We start from the raw sequence: 19,348 nt of genomic DNA on the forward strand, positions 1-19,348 counted from the left end.
AACTTGCTGAGCACAGTTTTAGTAAACAAACTAATTATTTTTATTTTTTAAGTACTCTTTTTGTGATGTTTTGTAATGTTGTTTCTATGGTTATTAGGTAAACAGCATTAGTTAGTGTACTCATGTCTAAGGTATATTGAGTTACATCTTGCATATTGTTTTTCAAAACAACTCTTCCTTGCATATCTGTAACTACAATTCCAGTAATTGGCGCTATTGGTGAACTTATAGTGATAAAATCCTTTACTGGATTAGGGAAAACTTTTACAGTAGACACAATTTGGTCTGCTACAGTTAAAGATTCATTGTCCTGAAATAGAAGTGTAAATCGATCTTCAAAATTTCCTTTGACGCTTCTAAAAGTATAATTCTCCTGGCTGAGGTTGGTTTGAATTCCTAACAAATGGTCTATTAGGTATGTATTGTTAAGTCCCCATACAACACCTTCTTGTGCTTCAATTGAAATTTCTAGCTCAATATTTTCTTCTACTGCAGAAGCAAAGCCTAAGGGAATTGTAATATCATTAGAAAAGGCTTCACGTCCTTGAATTACAAAACCATGGTCCATACCGTCAATTTTTGAATACAACGAAATAGCACTTCCTATTGCTTTACTGTCGAATTGTGCATCATATCCTGCAGTGGCGTCTTCTGTAAAACCAATGAGGGTAGTGCTTTGAAGATCATAGGTATTGTTATTTACTTTTAGCCATATTTTTTCGGCAGACATAGGTGCTCTTAGTGTTGTATTTCCTGTAGTAAGTCTCATGCTATTATTAAATATTACATTGTCTGCAGTTGCTGCTTTAATACCAAATCCTTGTCCTGAAGAGATTACTAAAGGCGCAGTTCCATCTGAGGCTCCAAGTACGTTAATAACAGAAATATCATTCATGTTAAAGTTCGCTGAGTTTCCACCAGGAAATGCATTGCTTGGCGTTGTTTCGTGCTCCCAGAAATACAGTTCATCAATGGCAGTATTGGCTTGCATTAGAGCCAATGCATCTATGGCAGAAGGATATGGGTTTGCTAGAATGTTTGGACTATCATTTTGGTCATCTCCAAAAATAGTAGGGTAACTAATGACACCATTATTTAAGGTTCCTTGCGCAAATGTAAGGTCATAACTGCCTCCTGTTTGTATGTCTGGACTCGGGATAAATAAATATCCTTCGCCTGGAGCTGTAAGCCCTGAGTGTGCTGACCAATCGTTGTTGTCTGCGTCTAAGAAATTTACAAAATCTCCACCATAAAACCCGCCACTATCCACAAAGGGTTCAAAAGCATTGGTGTCATGGGCTAACATTCTAAAACCATTTTCAAAAGCACCTTCTCTAGTTTCTGCTGTCATTGGGCTCCCCATGAGCATAAAATCTCTTGGGTTTAGGTTTGGTGTTGTAATGTTTACATTGATGGTACCACTGTTTGTAACAAGGGCATCGTCTCTGTCTTGTACTACACTTCCTTGATGTTCTACAATAAGAGATGCTCCTGCATCTACGGTAATGTCTCCATTGGTTCGCAAGTAGTTTCCTCCTCTAATGGTGGTGATAGCATTATTGGTGACTTGGCAAGCACAGGCATCTATGTCTCCTTCTATTGCTGAGTCATAATTTGCAGTAACAACAGCATTAGATCCTAAAGTAGGATCTCCATTATCCCATCCAGCTGCGGTGTATTGTGTTGTAGCTACATTAATAGTAACTGTTGCAGTGCAACTATCCATATTACCGTTACCATCAAAAGCGTATAGTGTTTCTGTAAATGCCCCAGCATCTGCACAGTCAAACTCTTTGTTTGGTGTTGCAATGATAGGCATGTCAAAAGTAATAGTAGCGATATGATCTGTGGTTGAATTTACATCAGATATTAACATGTAATACGTAGTGTCTTCTTGCAGCGTAAAAAATCCATCTTCACCATTTAATGGATCACCAGCTGCAAAATTACCATTTGCATCTATTTGTATACCTCCAGCATATCCAGGGCGCGCAAAAAAATCTCCGCTATTAGGGATAATGGGTTCCGTATAAATAAGAATTAATGTACCTAATCCTGGTCCTGAAAAACTTGAGGTAGATGGAGTGTAGTTTCCTGTTGTGGGAACCATTAGTTGTATTTCATTTACAAAAAATGGGTCTACAGGTAAAATTACATCTTGATTTGTGTTATCTGCTACAGAATTAAAACTTGTCGTTTCCAGTCCTAAGAAAAAACGTGATGCGTTGTCTGTTGACCCGCCATCAATATCAGATGGTGCAAGACTTGCCATTCCATTCATGTCTAATGTTGGTGAAGCGTCTGTACATATAGCGATAGGAGCTACGATGTCTTCACAAAATTTAAAGTTGTCTATCGCTATATAACTAAAAGCACCACCTGTTGTAATTTGTATTTGATCTACCTCAGTGTTCGAAAAATCTGAAGCACCATCTGCAGCAAAGTCTACTAAAGAAAATCCTTGGGTCGTTCCATTAGAGGTTGGAAATGTGTTTTTAGTAAAGCTGTAGATTTCTACCGTGTCTAAAAACCCTCTTACAACCAGGCTTCCGTCATTTGTTGGATTGGCTCCATTGGCTTCAGAAGATACATATACTTCCATACTGTTCATGAATATGGTAGATGTATTATCTATTGAAATGTTGTAGGTTGCGTTGGTTACTTGGTTGGTAGTATTGCTTAAAAATCTGTCTGATGACCCTGCACCTGCACCAATAAATTCTTCTACTGCAAAGTTTGCGGTTCCAGTAGCAAATGGAATACCGTCTCTTGTAAATGTGGTAGCTCCAACTGCAGAAACTTCAAAGGTTTCTACATCACAGGGTGATACAATATGTCGCTCACCACTTGTAAATGGATCGGGTGGTGTATTACCAGCTGCATCTTCAATATCTGTGCCTGCATCTAAGTCTAGTCTAATACTACCTTCTCCACTAATTGAAGTAACAGAAAGTGTATAAGTATTTCCAGAACCAGTAATTCCAGAAATAGATCCAATTGCTGTGCCTTGGGTGTCTAAAGAAAAATCATCTGCAGTAACATTGATTGCATTTTCATTAAAAATGACAGTAAAGTCTACATTGGCAGCATTAGATTCTGGATCTCCTACTAAGGAAATGTTTTGTACAATGGGAGGATTGTTAGCAACCACAGCCTCACAATGTTCATAATTATCTAATGCTATGTAACTAAAAGAGCCACCAATACTAATTTCTAGTTCATCAATGTTCTTTAGACTGTGATCCTCTGGGGCATCTTCTGCAGCAAAATCGATGACTGTATATCCATTTGTGGCTCCAAATGTTGTAGGGAAGCCACTATTTTTTGTAAACGCATATTGTTGAAGTCCACCTAGAAGCCCTCTAATTGTAAGAGAACCGTCATTGGTAGGACTAGCCCCATCTTGTATAGAAGAAACATAAACTTCTATAGCTTCAATAGTAAATTCTTCAGTGCCAGGTGTTGTTATGGTATAGGTTTTATTTGTGCCTTGATCTGCATTATTGTCTAAAAATTTATCTGAAGAACCTGCACCAGCTCCTCCAAAGTTATGAACATTAAAATTGGCAGTTCCCGTTGTAAAAACTACTCCATTACTACTAAACATGATATCTCCATCTACAAAACTCTCAAAGGTTTCTTGAAAACATCTAGATACAAAATGGTTGTCTCCTGCAGTAAAAGCAGGTGCGGGGCTATTCCCTAGGGCATCTGCAATATTATTTCCTGCTATTAAATCTACACTAATAGTTCCTTCTCCAGAAATATTTCCTACCGTCACTGTATAGCTAGTGCCAGATCCTGTTACGCTTGTTATATTTCCAGATGTTCCAGTTGTATCTATGGCAAAGTCTGATGCGTCTACGTTGAGTGCTGCTTCATTAAATGTTACGGTATAGCTTATTGATGGAGCAGTGCTGTTAGGTGTTCCGTTTAGGGTAATGGAATTTGCAAATGGAGGGTCGGTTTCTAAAATTTCGGCACCAAAAACAAAATCATCCATGGCTAAGTATCGAAAACTACCGCCTAGTGTAATATCAAGCCTATCAATATTAACTGCGCTTAAATCTGTAGAAGGATCTGTGGTAAAGTTGATGGTGAAAAAACCATTGTTGCCACTAAAATCTGTTGGGTAGGGTGCTGGTTTTGTATACGTGTAGCCTGCTACCGCCATGCCATTTTCATAACCTGTTATCGTTACCGTACCATTATTGGTTGGTGTAGCTCCATTTGCATCTGAAGAGGCGTAAAAAGCAACCGTATTCATAGTGAAATTTGGACCTCCAGTACTAATAGAGTAGGTAACATTAGTAGCTGTACTGCCAAAATTGTCCATAAATTTGTTAGAGCCTCCAGCACCCGCATTTGCAAAGGTTGTGACATCAAAATTGGTGTTGTTGGAGGTGAACGTTTTTCCGTCTCGTATAAAAAAGTCTTGATTATCGGGTAGTCCCTCAAAATTCTCACTCCCTTGCGCTAGGACGATCCCTGTTATGGGGATAAGTAACAATAATAGTGTTGTTGTAAAAAATTTCATAATAGTTAATTTGATAGTTTATTTAGTTATAATCAAAAATACAATGACTAATCTTTATTAAATCAAGTGATTATACCTGTTTTTTGACAATTTAGATGTGTTATTTTAGCTTTATGGAGATCCTACATTTTTTTAAAGGGGTGGTAGCACAGCTATTAACTTCTAAAACAGAAGAGGAAGAGGTTTTGGCTGCCAACAAATTGATTAGTAGCTATTATACATTGTTTGAGACTCTTACCACAAAGGAGTTTTATACCAATACCCATCCTGTGGCTATAGACGGGGGAATTGCTTTATCTTCTCAACATGCTATAGATTGTTTACAAGATGTGTTGCGAACCACACGTTTTATAAAAGGAGTCTATCGTGGTATTTTAGATATGAAAAAACAGTTTCCAGATACGCAACTAGAAATAGTCTATGCGGGTTCTGGTCCTGCAGCTCCCTTGATATTGCCTTTACTTCATTTATTTAGTCCTGAAGAACTCTCTGTTACTATTTTAGATGTAAATGAAACCTCTTTGCAATCGGTTAGGGCGCTTATTGCTTATTTTGGCTATGAAGATTTCTTCGGAAATATCCTACTTCAAGATGCTGTTAGGTATACCCATCCAAAAGGAAGGCCTTTACATATGGTTGTTTCTGAAACTATGGATAAGGGTTTAACGGTAGAGCCTCAGGTGAGAATTACCCAAAACTTAGCCCATCAATTACATCCAGAGGGTGTTTTTATTCCAGAAGCGATTACCGTAAGACAGGCTTTTTCGTTTTTTTCGAAGCAATATTATTTTGATATTTTTCAGGAAAGGTTGCCAGCATTAAGAAAGGTGATAACTGTGGGCGATACACCTCTGTTTTCTATCACCAAGGAAATTTCAGAAGCACCCATCTTTACTTTTAAAAGTGGTCTCATTTCAAAACCATTTCCTTTTGAAGATTTTCCAGATGTTGTGGTCTATGCCCAGGTTCATATTTATAAAGAACAGCTATTGGCAAAAGGAGATTCTTTATTAAGTAATTTGTATTGTATTTCTTCCTTGTATACTATCCAAGCTAATTCGTTTAGATTACACTACACTACTCATGGGATTCCAGGTTGGAATCTGGAAGAAATACTAACCTAAAAAAGAAGGGCATCTAAATTTATTTTTAGATGCCCAACCCGAGTCTGTCGAAAGTAAATTGATTTAACTTCTTGATGGGTATAATCCGTTTATACAGATTATATAATTCATACCCACATATGGTGACACTGTATTCATTGGTATTGAATTCCCTCCAGCAGTTCCAGGATTTAAAGTTGCATCTGGTGTTGCGGTATTAAAACCTTGTGTTGCAGTAAATGCTCTTCCGGCTGTAGTACCGGGAGTTGCTATAGAAGCTCCGTTAGTTGCTGCATTTTGAGTTGCGTTTCCAGAACTTACTTTTACAGGAATGTTTGGTAGATTCGCTAATTGTACTGTGCTTTGTAAAACACCTGCTTTTTCACCAAGTGCGACGTTTTTTAATCCAGCACCATTTCCAGTACCTAATGCTGTTCTGCTCTTTAAATCTGGCAAAGCAAAGGTAGTTCGCCCGTCACCACCATAGGTAGTGCCTAAAATTGAAAAAAGCGCTTGATTTTGAGCAATGGCTACTAATTGTCCTTGACAAAATGCCCAGTTTCTGGGGGCAAAATTTCCTGCAAATAATATGAGTTGTCCTAAATATCCTTCCATGATTTTATGTTTTAAGTTAGTTTATATTTATGAGATATGTATTCCTGATACTTTCACGTTTAATTCTTCTATCGAGATTGGAATTAATGTGCCGTTTGCTGTAGATAATGTGCATGTGCCGTACTGATCAAATTCAGCTGTTAAGACTCCACCGCCTTCATATCGATAATAGGCTTCGTGAACGTGTGACCTTAAAAGAACACCCCAAGTTTCTGGCGCTTCTGGATATCCAGGAATTTTATGATCTCCCAAATCTAAAAAAGCAAAATCACCCATACCCATGACATGAAGTACCATGCTTCCCTGGTTTGTAAAAGAGTGTGAGCCTCCTTTTTCTGGAATTACTGTCCCATCATTTGCGGTGATAGGCCAGATAAAATTATTGTTTACATTTAATGTGTACATAATTTAAAATGTTTAGTTAGTAATTAATTGAACTTCAAATGTATGATAGTTTTTAGGTGACTTTATGAGTAGAAATACTTGATTTGCTTTTTTTGAAAACCGAATCCCCGTAAAAACCCCCGTTTTTGAATTTTGGGTTTGATATGTGAAATAAAATGCAGACCTTCGAGTGATTACTAACCTAATAAATCTATTAATTATGAGTACACAAGATGGTGGATTACCAACAGGCGGAATTACGCAAAAGCAAGCAACAGATTGGACTGCAGCATGGCAGTCAGCGCATCCTAACCTTTCTAAGGCATTTTTAATTCCTAATGCGGATATTTTAAGCTTATTAGAAGAATTGGGTGTATTGGTGCCAGATGGTAGAGGCGGTTTTACTGTGCATAGCAATCCTCCAACCTATGGCATACGTGCATACATGGCTATTGGACCAGACCCTACAAATCCTAAACAAAATGAGGAGAAACTAGTGATGGTAGGTACGGTTGATGTAAAGGGGGAATACCAAGATCAAGTATTGGGAACACCTAATCCTATACAAATTCCACTTACAGGAAGTGGGGCCTTTGATTTTACTAGACCGTGTCCTTTTAAATGTGATAAAAATAGTCCGCTTAACCATAATTAATCTTAATGTGGGATTTTTTAGATACGCTCCTTGATTATATTGTACATATTTTAATTGTAATAAATGCCTCGATATATTTATTTGCTTTTTTAAAGAATAAAAATTTTAGTTCATTAAAATGGATTGCGGTATATCTAGTCGTAGGATGTTTCCTTCAGCTTTATATGAGATATTTATCTTCATTAGTTGAAAATAATCTTTGGGTAGCGCATGTATATTTCTTTATTCAATTTTTACTATTATCTTTTTTCTATAGTACTATTTTTAAAGAATTACAGAAAAAGATTGTTTTTTTTACGGGAATAGCTGTGATAATTTTATTAGGATATTATTATTTGTCTGATATGTCACGAGTGATTTCATTTAATCTTTTTGATATATTTCTCACAAGTGTTCCAATAATAGCATACTCGATTATCCATCTGTATAATTCGTTAACAAAGAAGGGGTCTTTTCTATTTATTAATAGCGCTATTTTGATTTACTTTTCAACAAGTACTTTAATATTTTTTGTTGGTACAATTTTAATGACAGAAGAGGATCTTTCTCCTAGTGTTCAAATTGCTGGAGATAGAATATGGTTAATTAACAACATTATGTTTGTTTTATATCAGGTAACATTTTTCCTTGAATGGAAACTTAATATTTCAAAATGGAAGACCAAGACAATCTCATAGCGATTCTCATATATGGGATTCTTTTTACTGTATTACTTACTACAGGTTTAATGCTGTTTTTTCATTATTCTCGAAAGAAAATAGTACAGGAGCAAGTGGCAAGAATTGAGATGCAATTGGCCCATCAAAAAAGTATCTTACAAGCAACCATTGCTACCCAAGAAGAAGAGCGTAAACGCATTGCACAAGATTTACATGATGAAATAAGTTCTAAGCTTAATGTAGTGAGTTTAACCACTAATTTATTATTAGAAGATGATAGCTTAACCCAAGAGCAGCATGAATCTGTCCAACATATTTTAAATGTTACTTCTAAAACATTAGAAAATTCTAGAAAACTAGCACACGATTTATTGCCGCCTGTGCTTGATAAGTTTGGTTTAAAAGTAGCATTAGAAGAATTTTTTGATGATTATTTGCACACCAATAAATTGCAAATATTACATGATGTGAGCGATGTTTCTTTTTTGTCTAAGACTGAAGAGTTGCATGTATTTAGAATTGTACAAGAATTATTCAATAATGCTATACGTCATGGCAATGCAACACAAGTAACTATAAATCTAACTTCCGCTGAGACTAGCTTTCTATTATCTTTTAATGATAATGGATCTGGATTTGATACTGAAGATATTACTATAAAAGGAGGTATTGGTTTACAAAATATTACCAGTAGAGCTGCTATTTTAAAAGCAGAAGTAACTATTGAAAGTACTCCAGGAAATGGCAGCCTATTTACTATTAAAACGATTACAGATGCAACATAAAATAACCATAGCTATAGCAGATGATGAGTTGCTTTTTAGACAAGGCATTCGCGCTATTTTAAGTAAACAAGAATCTTTTGAAGTACTTTTTGATGCTGCAGATGGCCAAGATCTTGTAGACCAACTACGAGCAGCTTCAGAATTGCCGGAAATTATTATCACTGATCTTAAAATGCCCGAACTTAATGGAGTAGAGGCTACTAAGATTATTAGAAAGGAATTTCCAGATATTAAAATAATTGCACTCACCAGTTACTTCAGTAAACCTTTTATTGTAAATATGTTATCTATTGGTGCAGTTGCTTACTTAGCAAAGAACAGTACTCCAGCCTTAATGGTGGTCACCATAAAAGGAGTTGCTGCTAAAGGTTTTTATTATGATGCCAAAGTGCTTAACTATATTCAAGATGGTGCTTTGTTAAATGATTCTAAGAAAGTAAAATCTGTTTTTGACACCACCCATTTTACCAAAAGGGAGAAAGAAGTGTTAGAATTGGTTTGTAACCAATACACTACTAACGAAATAGCCGAGAAGCTTTTTATTAGTCCGCGTACGGTAGAAGGACATCGCAATAACTTATTGCTTAAAACAGATTCTAAGAACATTGCTGGGCTGGTTATTTATGCCATACAACATGGTATTGTGCCTATAGAGACTCGGTTTTAATACCTTCGATTATTTGCAAAAAGAAAAGCCGTTTCATACTTGAAACGGCTTTTTATGTTTATACCTTCGCTAGAGCAATGGTATACTAAGTCGGAAATTTTAAAGCATTACTCTTTTAAAAGTTGTTTGGTAATTTGTCCTAACTCACTTTGAATAAGTACCAAGTAATTTCCACTTTGTAATTGCTCAATAGCTATAGTATTCTCTTGCGTTGCAGCATTTAAGTTTTGTGTAAACACGAGTCTTCCAGTAATGTCATAGATGGCAACGTTTGTTAGCGCTACATTTCTAGGATTGCTTAGCGTTATATACTGATCTGCAGGGTTAGGATACAAACTAATGGTTGCCAAGTCAATAGCATTATCATTTGTTGCTAATAAATCATCTACAACTAGAATAAATTCACATTCTGCTTTAAAGCCTCCACTGTCTTGTACAGACATAGTAATTGTATGTGATCCTTGTGCCATAGGTGTACCAGGTGTCGGGTCCTGATCTAATACTGTTAACGGTTCTGTACAGTTATCTGAAGCAGTTACCAATCCATTGGCAAAGTAGTCAGGTAAAATGTATGCTCCGTCACTTGTTACAGATTGGTCATCTGGACAGGTAATTTCTGGTGCAAGACCATCTACTACATTTACAAAAGCGAAACAGCTATCTGTCTCACCAGCTGCGTTTGTCACTGTAAACTCAATGAGTATTGGATCTCCAATATCATCGCAAGAGAAATTTTCTCTATCAATGCTTAATGCATCTACACAACGCAATCCTGTAGAACCTCCATCAAAAGCACTTGCATCTACTGTTGCTGTTCCATCTTGTCCTAAGGGCACTGTTACATTTTGGCACACAGCGTTAGGAGGGAAGATACCTTCTTCAACTGTTACTGTAGCAGTACACGTAGCTTCGTTACCACTTTGATCAATAACTGTGTAGGTTACAATGTTTTCACCAAGATTTTCACAGTCAAAGAAGTCGATGTCTATTTCTGTAGTAATAATAGTACAGTTATCTGTGCTACCTCCATCTACATCGCTAGCTTCAATAATAGCCATATAATCTTCATCGAGTGTAATGGTAATATCTTGGCAAATTGCTGTTGGTGCAATGTTGTCTAGCACTGTTACAATTGCAAAACATTCTGAAGCCAAGCCGTTGCTATCAATTACTACTAAGTTTACTTCATTAGTACCAATGTTAGAGCAATCAAAGGTAGTTGGATTGATTTCAAATGTTACATCACCACAGTTATCTGAACTTCCATTATCAATGTCCTCTCCAGTAATCGTTACTGTTCCATCTGCACCGAGTTCCACAGTAATATCTTGACAACTTGCTGTTGGGAATATAGTATCTTCAACAGTAACTTGTGCAACACAAGAACTTATATTTCCATAGATATCTGTAACCGTAAGTGTTACTTCATTATCGTTACCAATGTTTGAACAATCAAAGGTAGTTATGTCAATTGCCAAACTTTCAATACCACAAGCATCTGTGCTTCCTCCATCAATCATAGCTGGAGTTATCGTAGCAGTTCCAGCAGCATCTAATTGTACAACAATGTTCTGACAAATAGCTTCGGGAGCTACCATGTCTTCAACAGTTACCACTGCAACACAACTTGATTCGTTTCCTTCTTCATCAACCACTGTAAGTGTTACATTGTTTGGTCCAATGTTTTCACAGGTAAAGGTATTGATGTCGATAGAAGCATTTGTGCTACTGCATACAGTACCAGTGCCCCCGTTTACATCGGCAGCATCAATAATTACCATTCCCATTGCGTCTAATTGTACGGTAATGTCTTGGCAAATTGCTTCAGGTACAGTATTGTTTTCAACGGTAACAGAGAATGAACATTGTGTAACATTTCCGCAGTCATCAATAATGTCAAATGTATTTAGTGTAGTACCAATTGGGAACATACTACCCGATGGTAATCCTCCTGTTTGGTTTACTGTAATATTTCCGCAGGTATCAGAACCAGCAACTGGATATTCTACAACAGCGGTACATTGATCAGGATCGGTGTCTACAGTCATATCCATTGGACATTCTGCACTTGGTGCAACTTCATCAATAACGGTGATAATTTGAATACAACTTACAATTGGGTTCCCACAAGAATCTTCACTGATCCATGTTCTTGTTATAATTTCTGTGTTACCGCAAGTTTGCTCAACACTATCAGAGAATGTCACTGTTGGGTTTGGATCACAATCTGATACTGCTAGGGCTTCTCCAGTGTTTGCTGGAGATGTATCTTCACCACAATTTATGGTAACATCTGTTGGGCAGTTAATTTCTTGTCCGCCAGAAGTATTAGGAATTACATTCGCAATGGCAGTACATGTTACTACTTGCCCTGTACTACTAGTTACTTGTACTTCTACATTATTAAGTCCTACGTCTGCAATAGTAAATGAAACTGTAGCAGCAAATGGAGTTCCCGCTAGAGTTGAGTACCCACCACAAGCTACCATTACAGATTCTAAGAAATCATCTGCATTCACGGTTGCATTTTGGGTAATATCTAAAAATACATCAAGCGGTTGCGAATCTACTTCATAGGTATACTCTAAAGACCATGCGTTTAAAACGCCAGGATCTTGATTAAATGTATCTTGAATAGAAAGCGTCCAGTCACCTTGAGTCATGACTCCGTCAAAAGCAGTCAATGGATTACTCGGAACATAGTCGGGTTCAGAAAAGGCATTTCCAGCACCACTACATGCCAATGCATTGGCAGACTCATCGTCAAATAATAATACCATATTATCACCAGAACATCCGTCTGCTCCTCCATTAAAAATGGTAGCAGTAGCTGCACCTCCTGGAGCCGTTAACGTGATGATCATATCTTCCACATAGGTATGTGCAATATCTAAACGAACATTTAAATCGGTGATACTTACATTTTCGGCAATAGTAATTGTTGTAGTTACTGTATTTAAATCTTCAATGGCAAGTGCAGGAGCATCTTCTGCAACCCCATTCATTACTAATAGGCCAGCACCTTTACAAATAATTTCTGGTGCTTGGTCGGTGACAAGAATAGTATCTGTAAGTGTCCCTGGTGCTCCAGTACAAAAATCTGTAGTTGCATAGCTAATCACTACGGGTCCAGCACCCGATATAGATGGATCGAAGGTATAGGTTGTTCCGTTACCATCATCGGTAACACCAACACCACTGTAGACTCCACCTACAGGAGAACCACCACCTAATCCATTTTGAATACCATCGGCAAGACAAACTTCATCAATAGTGTCGAAACTAGAAAAAGTAGGAGGGAGGTCAAAAGCCTCTGCACCATCACTTCTACTATTTGAGCTTCCTTGAGTAGCACTAAATCCTAATCCTCTTCTCGCAAAAGCTTCCCAAATTTCACATAAGTGAGCTCCACCGTAGATAGCTTGATCTGCTGCTATAATGGCATCACGACCATCAATAAATCCAGGAGAACAAGGTTGTAGTTTCATTGCTTCTGTAACAAGGTTAAGTGAAATGTTATTTCCTCCAGTACCATTGTAGATATCTGGATCGAAACCTTCTGTAGCTATAAGCTCCCATGTCATTTCCCAAAGCATTGCTGCCCATACAGATCCAACACCGTGAGGTACAGATTCTGTCATAATATCATCATAGGTATGCGGATTTACTGTAAAGTCTGTACTGTAGTCAAAGGTTCTAATACTAGCACCTGTTGGTCCAACACCAGTTAGCCACGTACCAATTGGTCTTGCATCTGGTCCTGCATCTCCTGGTTCAATGGTTAGCATTAGTGCATAGTAGTCACTCCATCCTTCTCCCATTTGTTCTGTGTTTTGTAAACAACCCGCTGCTGCGGCACCTCCTGTAAGTCTATTTGAGATACCATGTGCATATTCGTGAACAATAACACCATTGTCTAAATCACCATCTCTGTTTCCACAAACATACATTTGCATGGTTGGATTTCCTCCATCACCAGGAGTACCCATGTTTGCATTACAGGTTCCAGAACCATCTTGTGCTTCTGCATTTACAGAATCGCCTCCAGCACCACCATTTCCGTAGTTATTTTCTTGAAAGTTACCAGAAGCTTCATCAAATCCGTATTGGTACACAACATCATGAATGATATTGTTCCAATAGAATAAATTGGTTATTGCTGCATCCTCACTTTGATCAGCATTTGTATATGTTTCGTTTATTGGGAAGTTAAAAACAAGTCCGGCCCCACCATTTGGACTATAACCAGGGTTGTCTCCATCTTCATAAGCATGTACATTGTTTCCACGAGTAATGGTGAATTCTGCTCCAGCTGCTCCATTGGTATCATGCCACCCAAAAGGAGAAGCTAACGCATTATCTGGATCTGCAACTAAAGAACGTCCACCATAGTTAGGAGATTCTACAGGCATTGGGTATACATTGTAATTTCCAACTAAAGCCGTTGCTGTAGTTTCAGTATTTGAAATTGTTGTTTTGTTATGTCTCTTTTCTGAAATATTAGCCACATCGTGGTTGTGTGCTTCATGATCTCCTAAGATATTACAAGACACAGTCCAATTTTCTTTAAAAAGTATTTCTCCTGTAGAAGCATCTACTTGAAAGTTCCACCAGTTTGCACCTTCGGTTTCTTTTATAGAAAGTTCCCATGCCATTCTAGTACCTGTAGCTCTTGAATAAAAGTATATAAGTTTTACTGGAATTTCTTTTTCTGAAATATTAGCGCCATTAAAAATTGTTTTGTTGGCAATACCACCTTCATAAGATAGAGCAACAAGCTCGCTGATGCGATAGTTCATTTTATTTGCTACAGCGTTAATTGCATCTGAAGCAGAAAGTGAAGCACTTGAAGAAGTAACTGTATTTGAAACCTCTTTTAAGAAGTTGTTGTGTGTGATTAATGTTTTTCCAGAGGCATCTGTATGTACACTAGATTCTGTACCATATATTCCTAAACCATTGATGGCTTGTCTAAGATAGGTATGTGTAATACCACTAACACTACTGGTGTGTTGACTTGTAATTATATACGTATTGCTCTTTTGTTGAATTAATTGCTCTAGAGAAATAGCGTTAGAAGCTTTTTCATTTTTAGCAGTTTTTTGAGCAAATGTTTGAACACATAATAACAATACAAAAATTTGGAGTACTTGTTTCAATTTCATAAACTTAATTTTAATTGCGAGTTTATTTATAATAGCTCTCACAGAAGCTCTCTTGTTAGATTTTAATGTGCAAGTAATCTAACAGTCTATTGTGTAGCAAAATTACTTAGAATCTATAGGTGTCACAACACTTTTGTATACAAATACCGAGAGAATTTTTTTGAATAATATCACAATTTTCTCAGTTTTTGATTTTTACCCTCTAAATTCATTACAAATAAAAAAGTCATCTTAGGGTGCTAAGATGACTTTTTTGGAAGCTTTATACTATTACATTTTTAGTATTTTCTTGGTACTAATTCCATTCTCTGTCGTGATTTTTGCGAAATAAATAGCACTATTAAAGTTGCTTATATCTAGTTGCGCTTTGTTAGCATTTGGACTTAAACGCTTCATTACTTTTCCGGTAACATCTACTAATTCGATGGTTACTATTTCCGAAGAAGGAGAAGAAATTGTAACAATGTCTTTTGCAGGGTTAGGGGATACAGAGATTGCTTCTAACGCAAGTTCATTGATTCCTAATGCTTCATTTTCAACAAATCTTATAGTAAACCTACTATTGAAAATTCCTTTTACACTGTTAAACGTATAGGCTTGTTTAGAAAGATTTGTAACTACATTTGAGAAATTGTCAACCAAATAAACAGTTGCACTAGATAATTGGTTTCCTTCAATTGAGTCTATAGATATTGTATAACTATTGTCTTTGTCAATTTGTGAAATAAATCCAAGGTCAATTTCAATATCCGTGTTAAATGCTTCACGACCTTGAATTGCATACGCTCCAGAACCATCATCTAAATGAGAGAATACTGTAACTGGCGCTCCTAACATTTCTGAGTCATACCCAGCGTCATATCCTCGTGTTGCATTTTCTGTAAATCCAATTAAGGTAGTGCTTCCTAAATCAAAGTTGTTGTCTTTAATACGCACTAACATTCTGTCAACATCTTGAGGGTTTCTTAGCGTCGTATTATTTGTGGTACGTCTCATACTATTTGTAAACGTAACATCTACAGCAGCACCATTGTTTTTAATACTAAAACCTTGTCCAGTAGCAATTGAAATATCTCCAGGACCTCCACTAATTGGACTTCCAGTAGCTGCAGGGTTAAAGCCCATTGCATTGAATACAGAGATGTCTGCCATGTTAAAGTTTGCACTATTGGCTCCTGGGAATGTGTTACTAGGAGAAGAGTTGTGCTCCCAGAAAAACAATTCATCAGCAGCAGCATTTGCACTCAAGAAGTCTGCACCAGAAATCGGAGATGGATACGGGTTAGAAATCACATTCGGACTTGCATTTTTATTTTCTGCAGCCGTACCAATGTTGTTGAAAGCCAAGTTGTATTTTACTTCACCTGTATTAAAAGTGCCATTTTCATATAATAAATCATATGTAGTATTACCATCTTGTAATGAAGCTTGTGGCCAAACATAATATCCTTTAGCAACTCCAAAATTTCCAGTTTGTAGACTAAAGTCGTTATTATCTGCATCTACAAAGTTTGCTCCACCAGGAAATGCTAATTGTACATCAGGGTGCGGTAAGAAATCTACTGTATTGTGTTGTAGTATTCTGAAAATTGGATTATTAACACCAAAAGGTACATCGGCTGTCATTGGACTACCTAATAACATAAAGTCACGAGGTTTCAAGGTAGCTGTTGTAAGTGCTACATTTATGGCTCCTGCATTTGTTGCTGTTCCAGCTGGGTCTATTTGCACCACACTTCCTTGGTGTTGTACCGTTATCGTTCCTGTTGCAGATACGTCAATATCATTTGTGATGTTCACATAGGTGTTTGCAGCTACTGTTAAGCTACCATTTACTGTCAAGCTACACGCATCAATACTTGCAGTTGTAGTATTGTATGTGCCATTAATAATAGCATTTACAGATGCAGTTGGAGCTCCGTTGTCCCAGCTTCCGCCAGCATAGGTTGTCGTTGTTGGGCAATCTCCAAGACTTGAATCTAAGATGTTTACTGTATAATCGTGAGTTTCACCATAGGCTACATCTCCACATGGATCGTTTGGAGTTCCTGCAGCACTACTGTCGTATGCTCTCATTCTCATGATATGTGATCCTATTGCAGCGTCAGTAGGAATGACAAGATTAAAACTTTCTAACGCATCTTCAATTGTAAAATCTGTGTCAATTAATTGCTCTCCAGCTTCAAAAGTGAAATTGTCATTAAAGTCGATCCACACTTCAAGTGCTTCTGGGTTCCAGTCCGTTCTTGCTTGAAGTATGTGTGTGTTAGAGCCTGCTGCTCGATCAAGATCAAATTCAATATCCATTCTGTTGGCATATCCAGCTGGACCCGTTGCAGGTTCTGTATTACATCCACTACCACCATCGTCTACTGTTATTCCTGCTAAGATTAATTGCTTTATACCATCAATACTACACCCTGTAGTAGCGGCACCTGCACATCCTAAAGTTACTATATCAATACATAACTGGTTATTAGTAGCATCACCATCACCAGGTTGGTTTACTGTTACACAAATAGTATGATCTCCTAAGGCAGCAACATCAGCAAGATCTGCAAAAGTTAAATTGATAGCTTCTCCAGCAGCCACTGGTGTCCCATACGTTCCGTTAGTAGGTGTTCCTCCATCTATGGTAACTGTAAACGGTATGTCTGTTTGAGAAGTTCCACCAACATTTTCTAAGGTAAAGGTCACATCTTCGGTAGCCGTCATATTGGGTCCGCCAAGAGGCGCTAAAATGGCTGTGATTGCAAGGTCAGTTCCTAATAGATTTGATACTTTTCTGTTCGCACAATCATTAGCTGTTTGTTGGTCTCCACCTAGGTTTGTACAAGACTGTAAAATGTAATCATCTTGCACTGCAGATAAATCTACAGTTTGTGTAAATGTGTATTGTACAATAGCTCCAGGAGCAATACTTCCTGTGTACATTTCAGAAGCCACTTGTGTTCCCTCTAGACTTAACGTTAATGGGATGTTAGATTGTGTTGTAGTTCCGTAGTTTGAGATGTTAACAGTTACTGTTTCTGCATTGGATAATCCAGTTCCACTAACGGGTGTAGTGATATCACTTACTCCAACATCTGTAGTTTCTTGATCTGCCAATTTAAAAGAGTAAACACGAACTTTTTTGTCTGGTGCTCCAGAATATTCAGAAGTTACCCAAATAGTTAGATCGTCGTTAGGATCTCTTACTGCTTGTCCGTAATCTCCATAACGGTCGTTTGTAGTCACTGTATTACCTGCAATTGCAAGATCCTCGGTGAAGGTCATTTCGCCTAAGAAATCTCCAGCTTTTCTTCCAGTGTAGTATAATGAAGGAAACTCTGCAGCACCTGTTTTGGTGTATCCCATACCAATATTTCCATCTTTGTCCATAGACATACAACCCATAAATACAGCATTATTTCCTGTTGGGTCGGTGAAGGTTCCTTCTTGGTATAGACTCCAAGTAGCGCCATTGTCAAAACTTCTTAATTCTGCCCATCTAATACCAGATATTTGAGATCCATCTGTAACCTCAACAACCCAGTTTAAAATAATAGATTCATGGGTATCAAATTTATACCAGTGGCTCATGTTCATTACAGCACCAACAATGGCATCAATACGTACACTTGTTCCTGGTTGTTGTAGGTTTGAAAAACCACCTGCAATGGCAGCATCAAAAGGTGCTGTAGGTATTTCAGTTTTAGTAGAAATTACAGATCCTGGAATATTACTCCAGTCCATGTCGATGGTCCACATACCAATATGATCACTTGTAACACCCGCAAAAGCATCGTCTTGGTAGTATAAAATTTTAGCAGGTCCTGTCGCCGAACCTGTTGCTTCACTGTGTACTGGAATTGGAGCAGCAAAGCCACTAGCACCTAGACCAGCAGGAGAAAATCCAACAATCTCTGCTGTAGCATCACCTGCTAACATTTTTGTTCTATTAAAGGTATATACTTTTTGAGCTCCTGTAAAGTTACCTGCAGTTACATAGGTGTCACCCCATATTCCGTAATGTGGATAATCATTTCCTTGGGTTAATTCATATTCATACACATTATAAGCTCCTGTTGGATCAGGAGTAGTAGATACACCAACTAAAAATACATCATCGCTTAATGAGGCATTTCCAGACAATTGAAACTGAGAAATAAACCATCTGTCAGCTTCACGGTCATACATTACCACTGGATCTCCTGCATTGTCTGCATGGTTTGGTCCAGATAATGGGTCATTTAATGGTTTTGGGAATGTTGGGGCCATGTTTCCTGCTTTATCATATACTGCCCACACACCATTTTCCATAGTAACAACATGATTTGGCCCAACAGCCATAGATGGATCTGGCGGACTTACATTTGCGCCAATACCTTCAAAAGAGGTGATTGGTGCTCTTGTTGTTGTTTCATGAGTTGCTTGATAAGATTTTCCTAAAAGAGGATCGACTTGTGAAGAACTTTTACCAGCAGAGTTTAAGTGAGAAAGCTTACGTTTACGCTTGTCGCTCATTTCACCACTCGTAGTTAAGACACCATTTTTGGGAACGATGTACCCATCAAAAGTAGTTAGATCATCACAGACAGGAGAATTTCTTACAGGTTCTGAAACATGAAAACTTTTGGGTGTTAGAATTAACGTTGGTGATTCACTTGGTTGATAATTTTGTTGCGCATAGGTTGTGATAGTGCAACTTAAGGCTAGCATAGCAAGGGCTAATTTTTTAATCATGATTGTAATATTAATGAGTCGTTTAAATAGTTTATTTGGGTGAATTTCTTTTT

General features: G+C 37.5%; 9 protein-coding genes. 4 read left to right on the top strand and 5 right to left on the bottom strand.

The features are described 5' to 3' along the window. Positions 1-40: 40 nt before the first annotated feature. Complete coding sequence (locus ACY2RS_RS08615; RefSeq protein ID WP_490098236.1) at positions 41-4,537, bottom strand: T9SS type A sorting domain-containing protein; 4,497 nt, start codon at positions 4,535-4,537, stop codon at positions 41-43. Positions 4,538-4,650: 113 nt separating this feature from the next. On the opposite strand from ACY2RS_RS08615, the gene ACY2RS_RS08620 reads away from it, so the two are divergent. Next, positions 4,651-5,661 carry an SAM-dependent methyltransferase gene (locus ACY2RS_RS08620; protein ID WP_490098237.1) on the top strand — a complete coding sequence of 337 codons (1,011 nt, stop codon included), beginning with the start codon at positions 4,651-4,653 and terminating at the stop codon, positions 5,659-5,661. A gap of 63 nt (positions 5,662-5,724) precedes the next feature. Here the strand turns inward: ACY2RS_RS08620 and ACY2RS_RS08625 are convergent, their stop codons facing one another. Both ACY2RS_RS08625 and ACY2RS_RS08630 read right to left on the bottom strand, forming a co-directional pair. Next, positions 5,725-6,255 (bottom strand): phage tail protein, encoded by a 531-nt coding sequence (locus ACY2RS_RS08625; RefSeq protein WP_490098238.1) that lies wholly within the window; start codon positions 6,253-6,255, stop codon positions 5,725-5,727. A gap of 27 nt (positions 6,256-6,282) precedes the next feature. Next, positions 6,283-6,660, bottom strand: coding sequence for a hypothetical protein (locus tag ACY2RS_RS08630; RefSeq protein WP_490098239.1), 378 nt, complete (start codon positions 6,658-6,660; stop codon positions 6,283-6,285). A gap of 199 nt (positions 6,661-6,859) precedes the next feature. Here ACY2RS_RS08630 and ACY2RS_RS08635 point away from each other — a divergent pair, with 199 nt between their 5' ends. The 3 genes from ACY2RS_RS08635 to ACY2RS_RS08645 all read left to right on the top strand — a co-directional run bounded on the left by ACY2RS_RS08635 (position 6,860) and on the right by ACY2RS_RS08645 (position 9,405). Continuing rightward, positions 6,860-7,294 (top strand): hypothetical protein, encoded by a 435-nt coding sequence (locus ACY2RS_RS08635; protein ID WP_490098240.1) that lies wholly within the window; start codon positions 6,860-6,862, stop codon positions 7,292-7,294. A gap of 652 nt (positions 7,295-7,946) precedes the next feature. Continuing rightward, positions 7,947-8,738 carry a sensor histidine kinase gene (locus ACY2RS_RS08640; RefSeq protein WP_490098241.1) on the top strand — a complete coding sequence of 264 codons (792 nt, stop codon included), beginning with the start codon at positions 7,947-7,949 and terminating at the stop codon, positions 8,736-8,738. Then, entirely contained in the window at positions 8,728-9,405 is a 678-nt protein-coding gene (locus tag ACY2RS_RS08645; protein WP_490098242.1) for a response regulator transcription factor, read from the top strand. The genes ACY2RS_RS08640 and ACY2RS_RS08645 overlap by 11 nt, the downstream gene beginning before the upstream one ends. 107 nt (positions 9,406-9,512) lie before the next feature. On the opposite strand, the gene ACY2RS_RS08650 is transcribed toward ACY2RS_RS08645, so the two are convergent. Continuing rightward, complete coding sequence (locus ACY2RS_RS08650) at positions 9,513-14,570, bottom strand: M36 family metallopeptidase (protein ID WP_490098243.1); 5,058 nt, start codon at positions 14,568-14,570, stop codon at positions 9,513-9,515. 270 nt (positions 14,571-14,840) lie between these two features. After that, on the bottom strand, positions 14,841-19,295 hold the full coding sequence (locus ACY2RS_RS08655) for a DUF8693 domain-containing protein (protein ID WP_490098244.1): 4,455 nt from the start codon (positions 19,293-19,295) through the stop codon (positions 14,841-14,843). Positions 19,296-19,348 lie beyond the last annotated feature (53 nt).

The organism is Patiriisocius sp. 208BN25-11, from assembly GCF_058147145.1.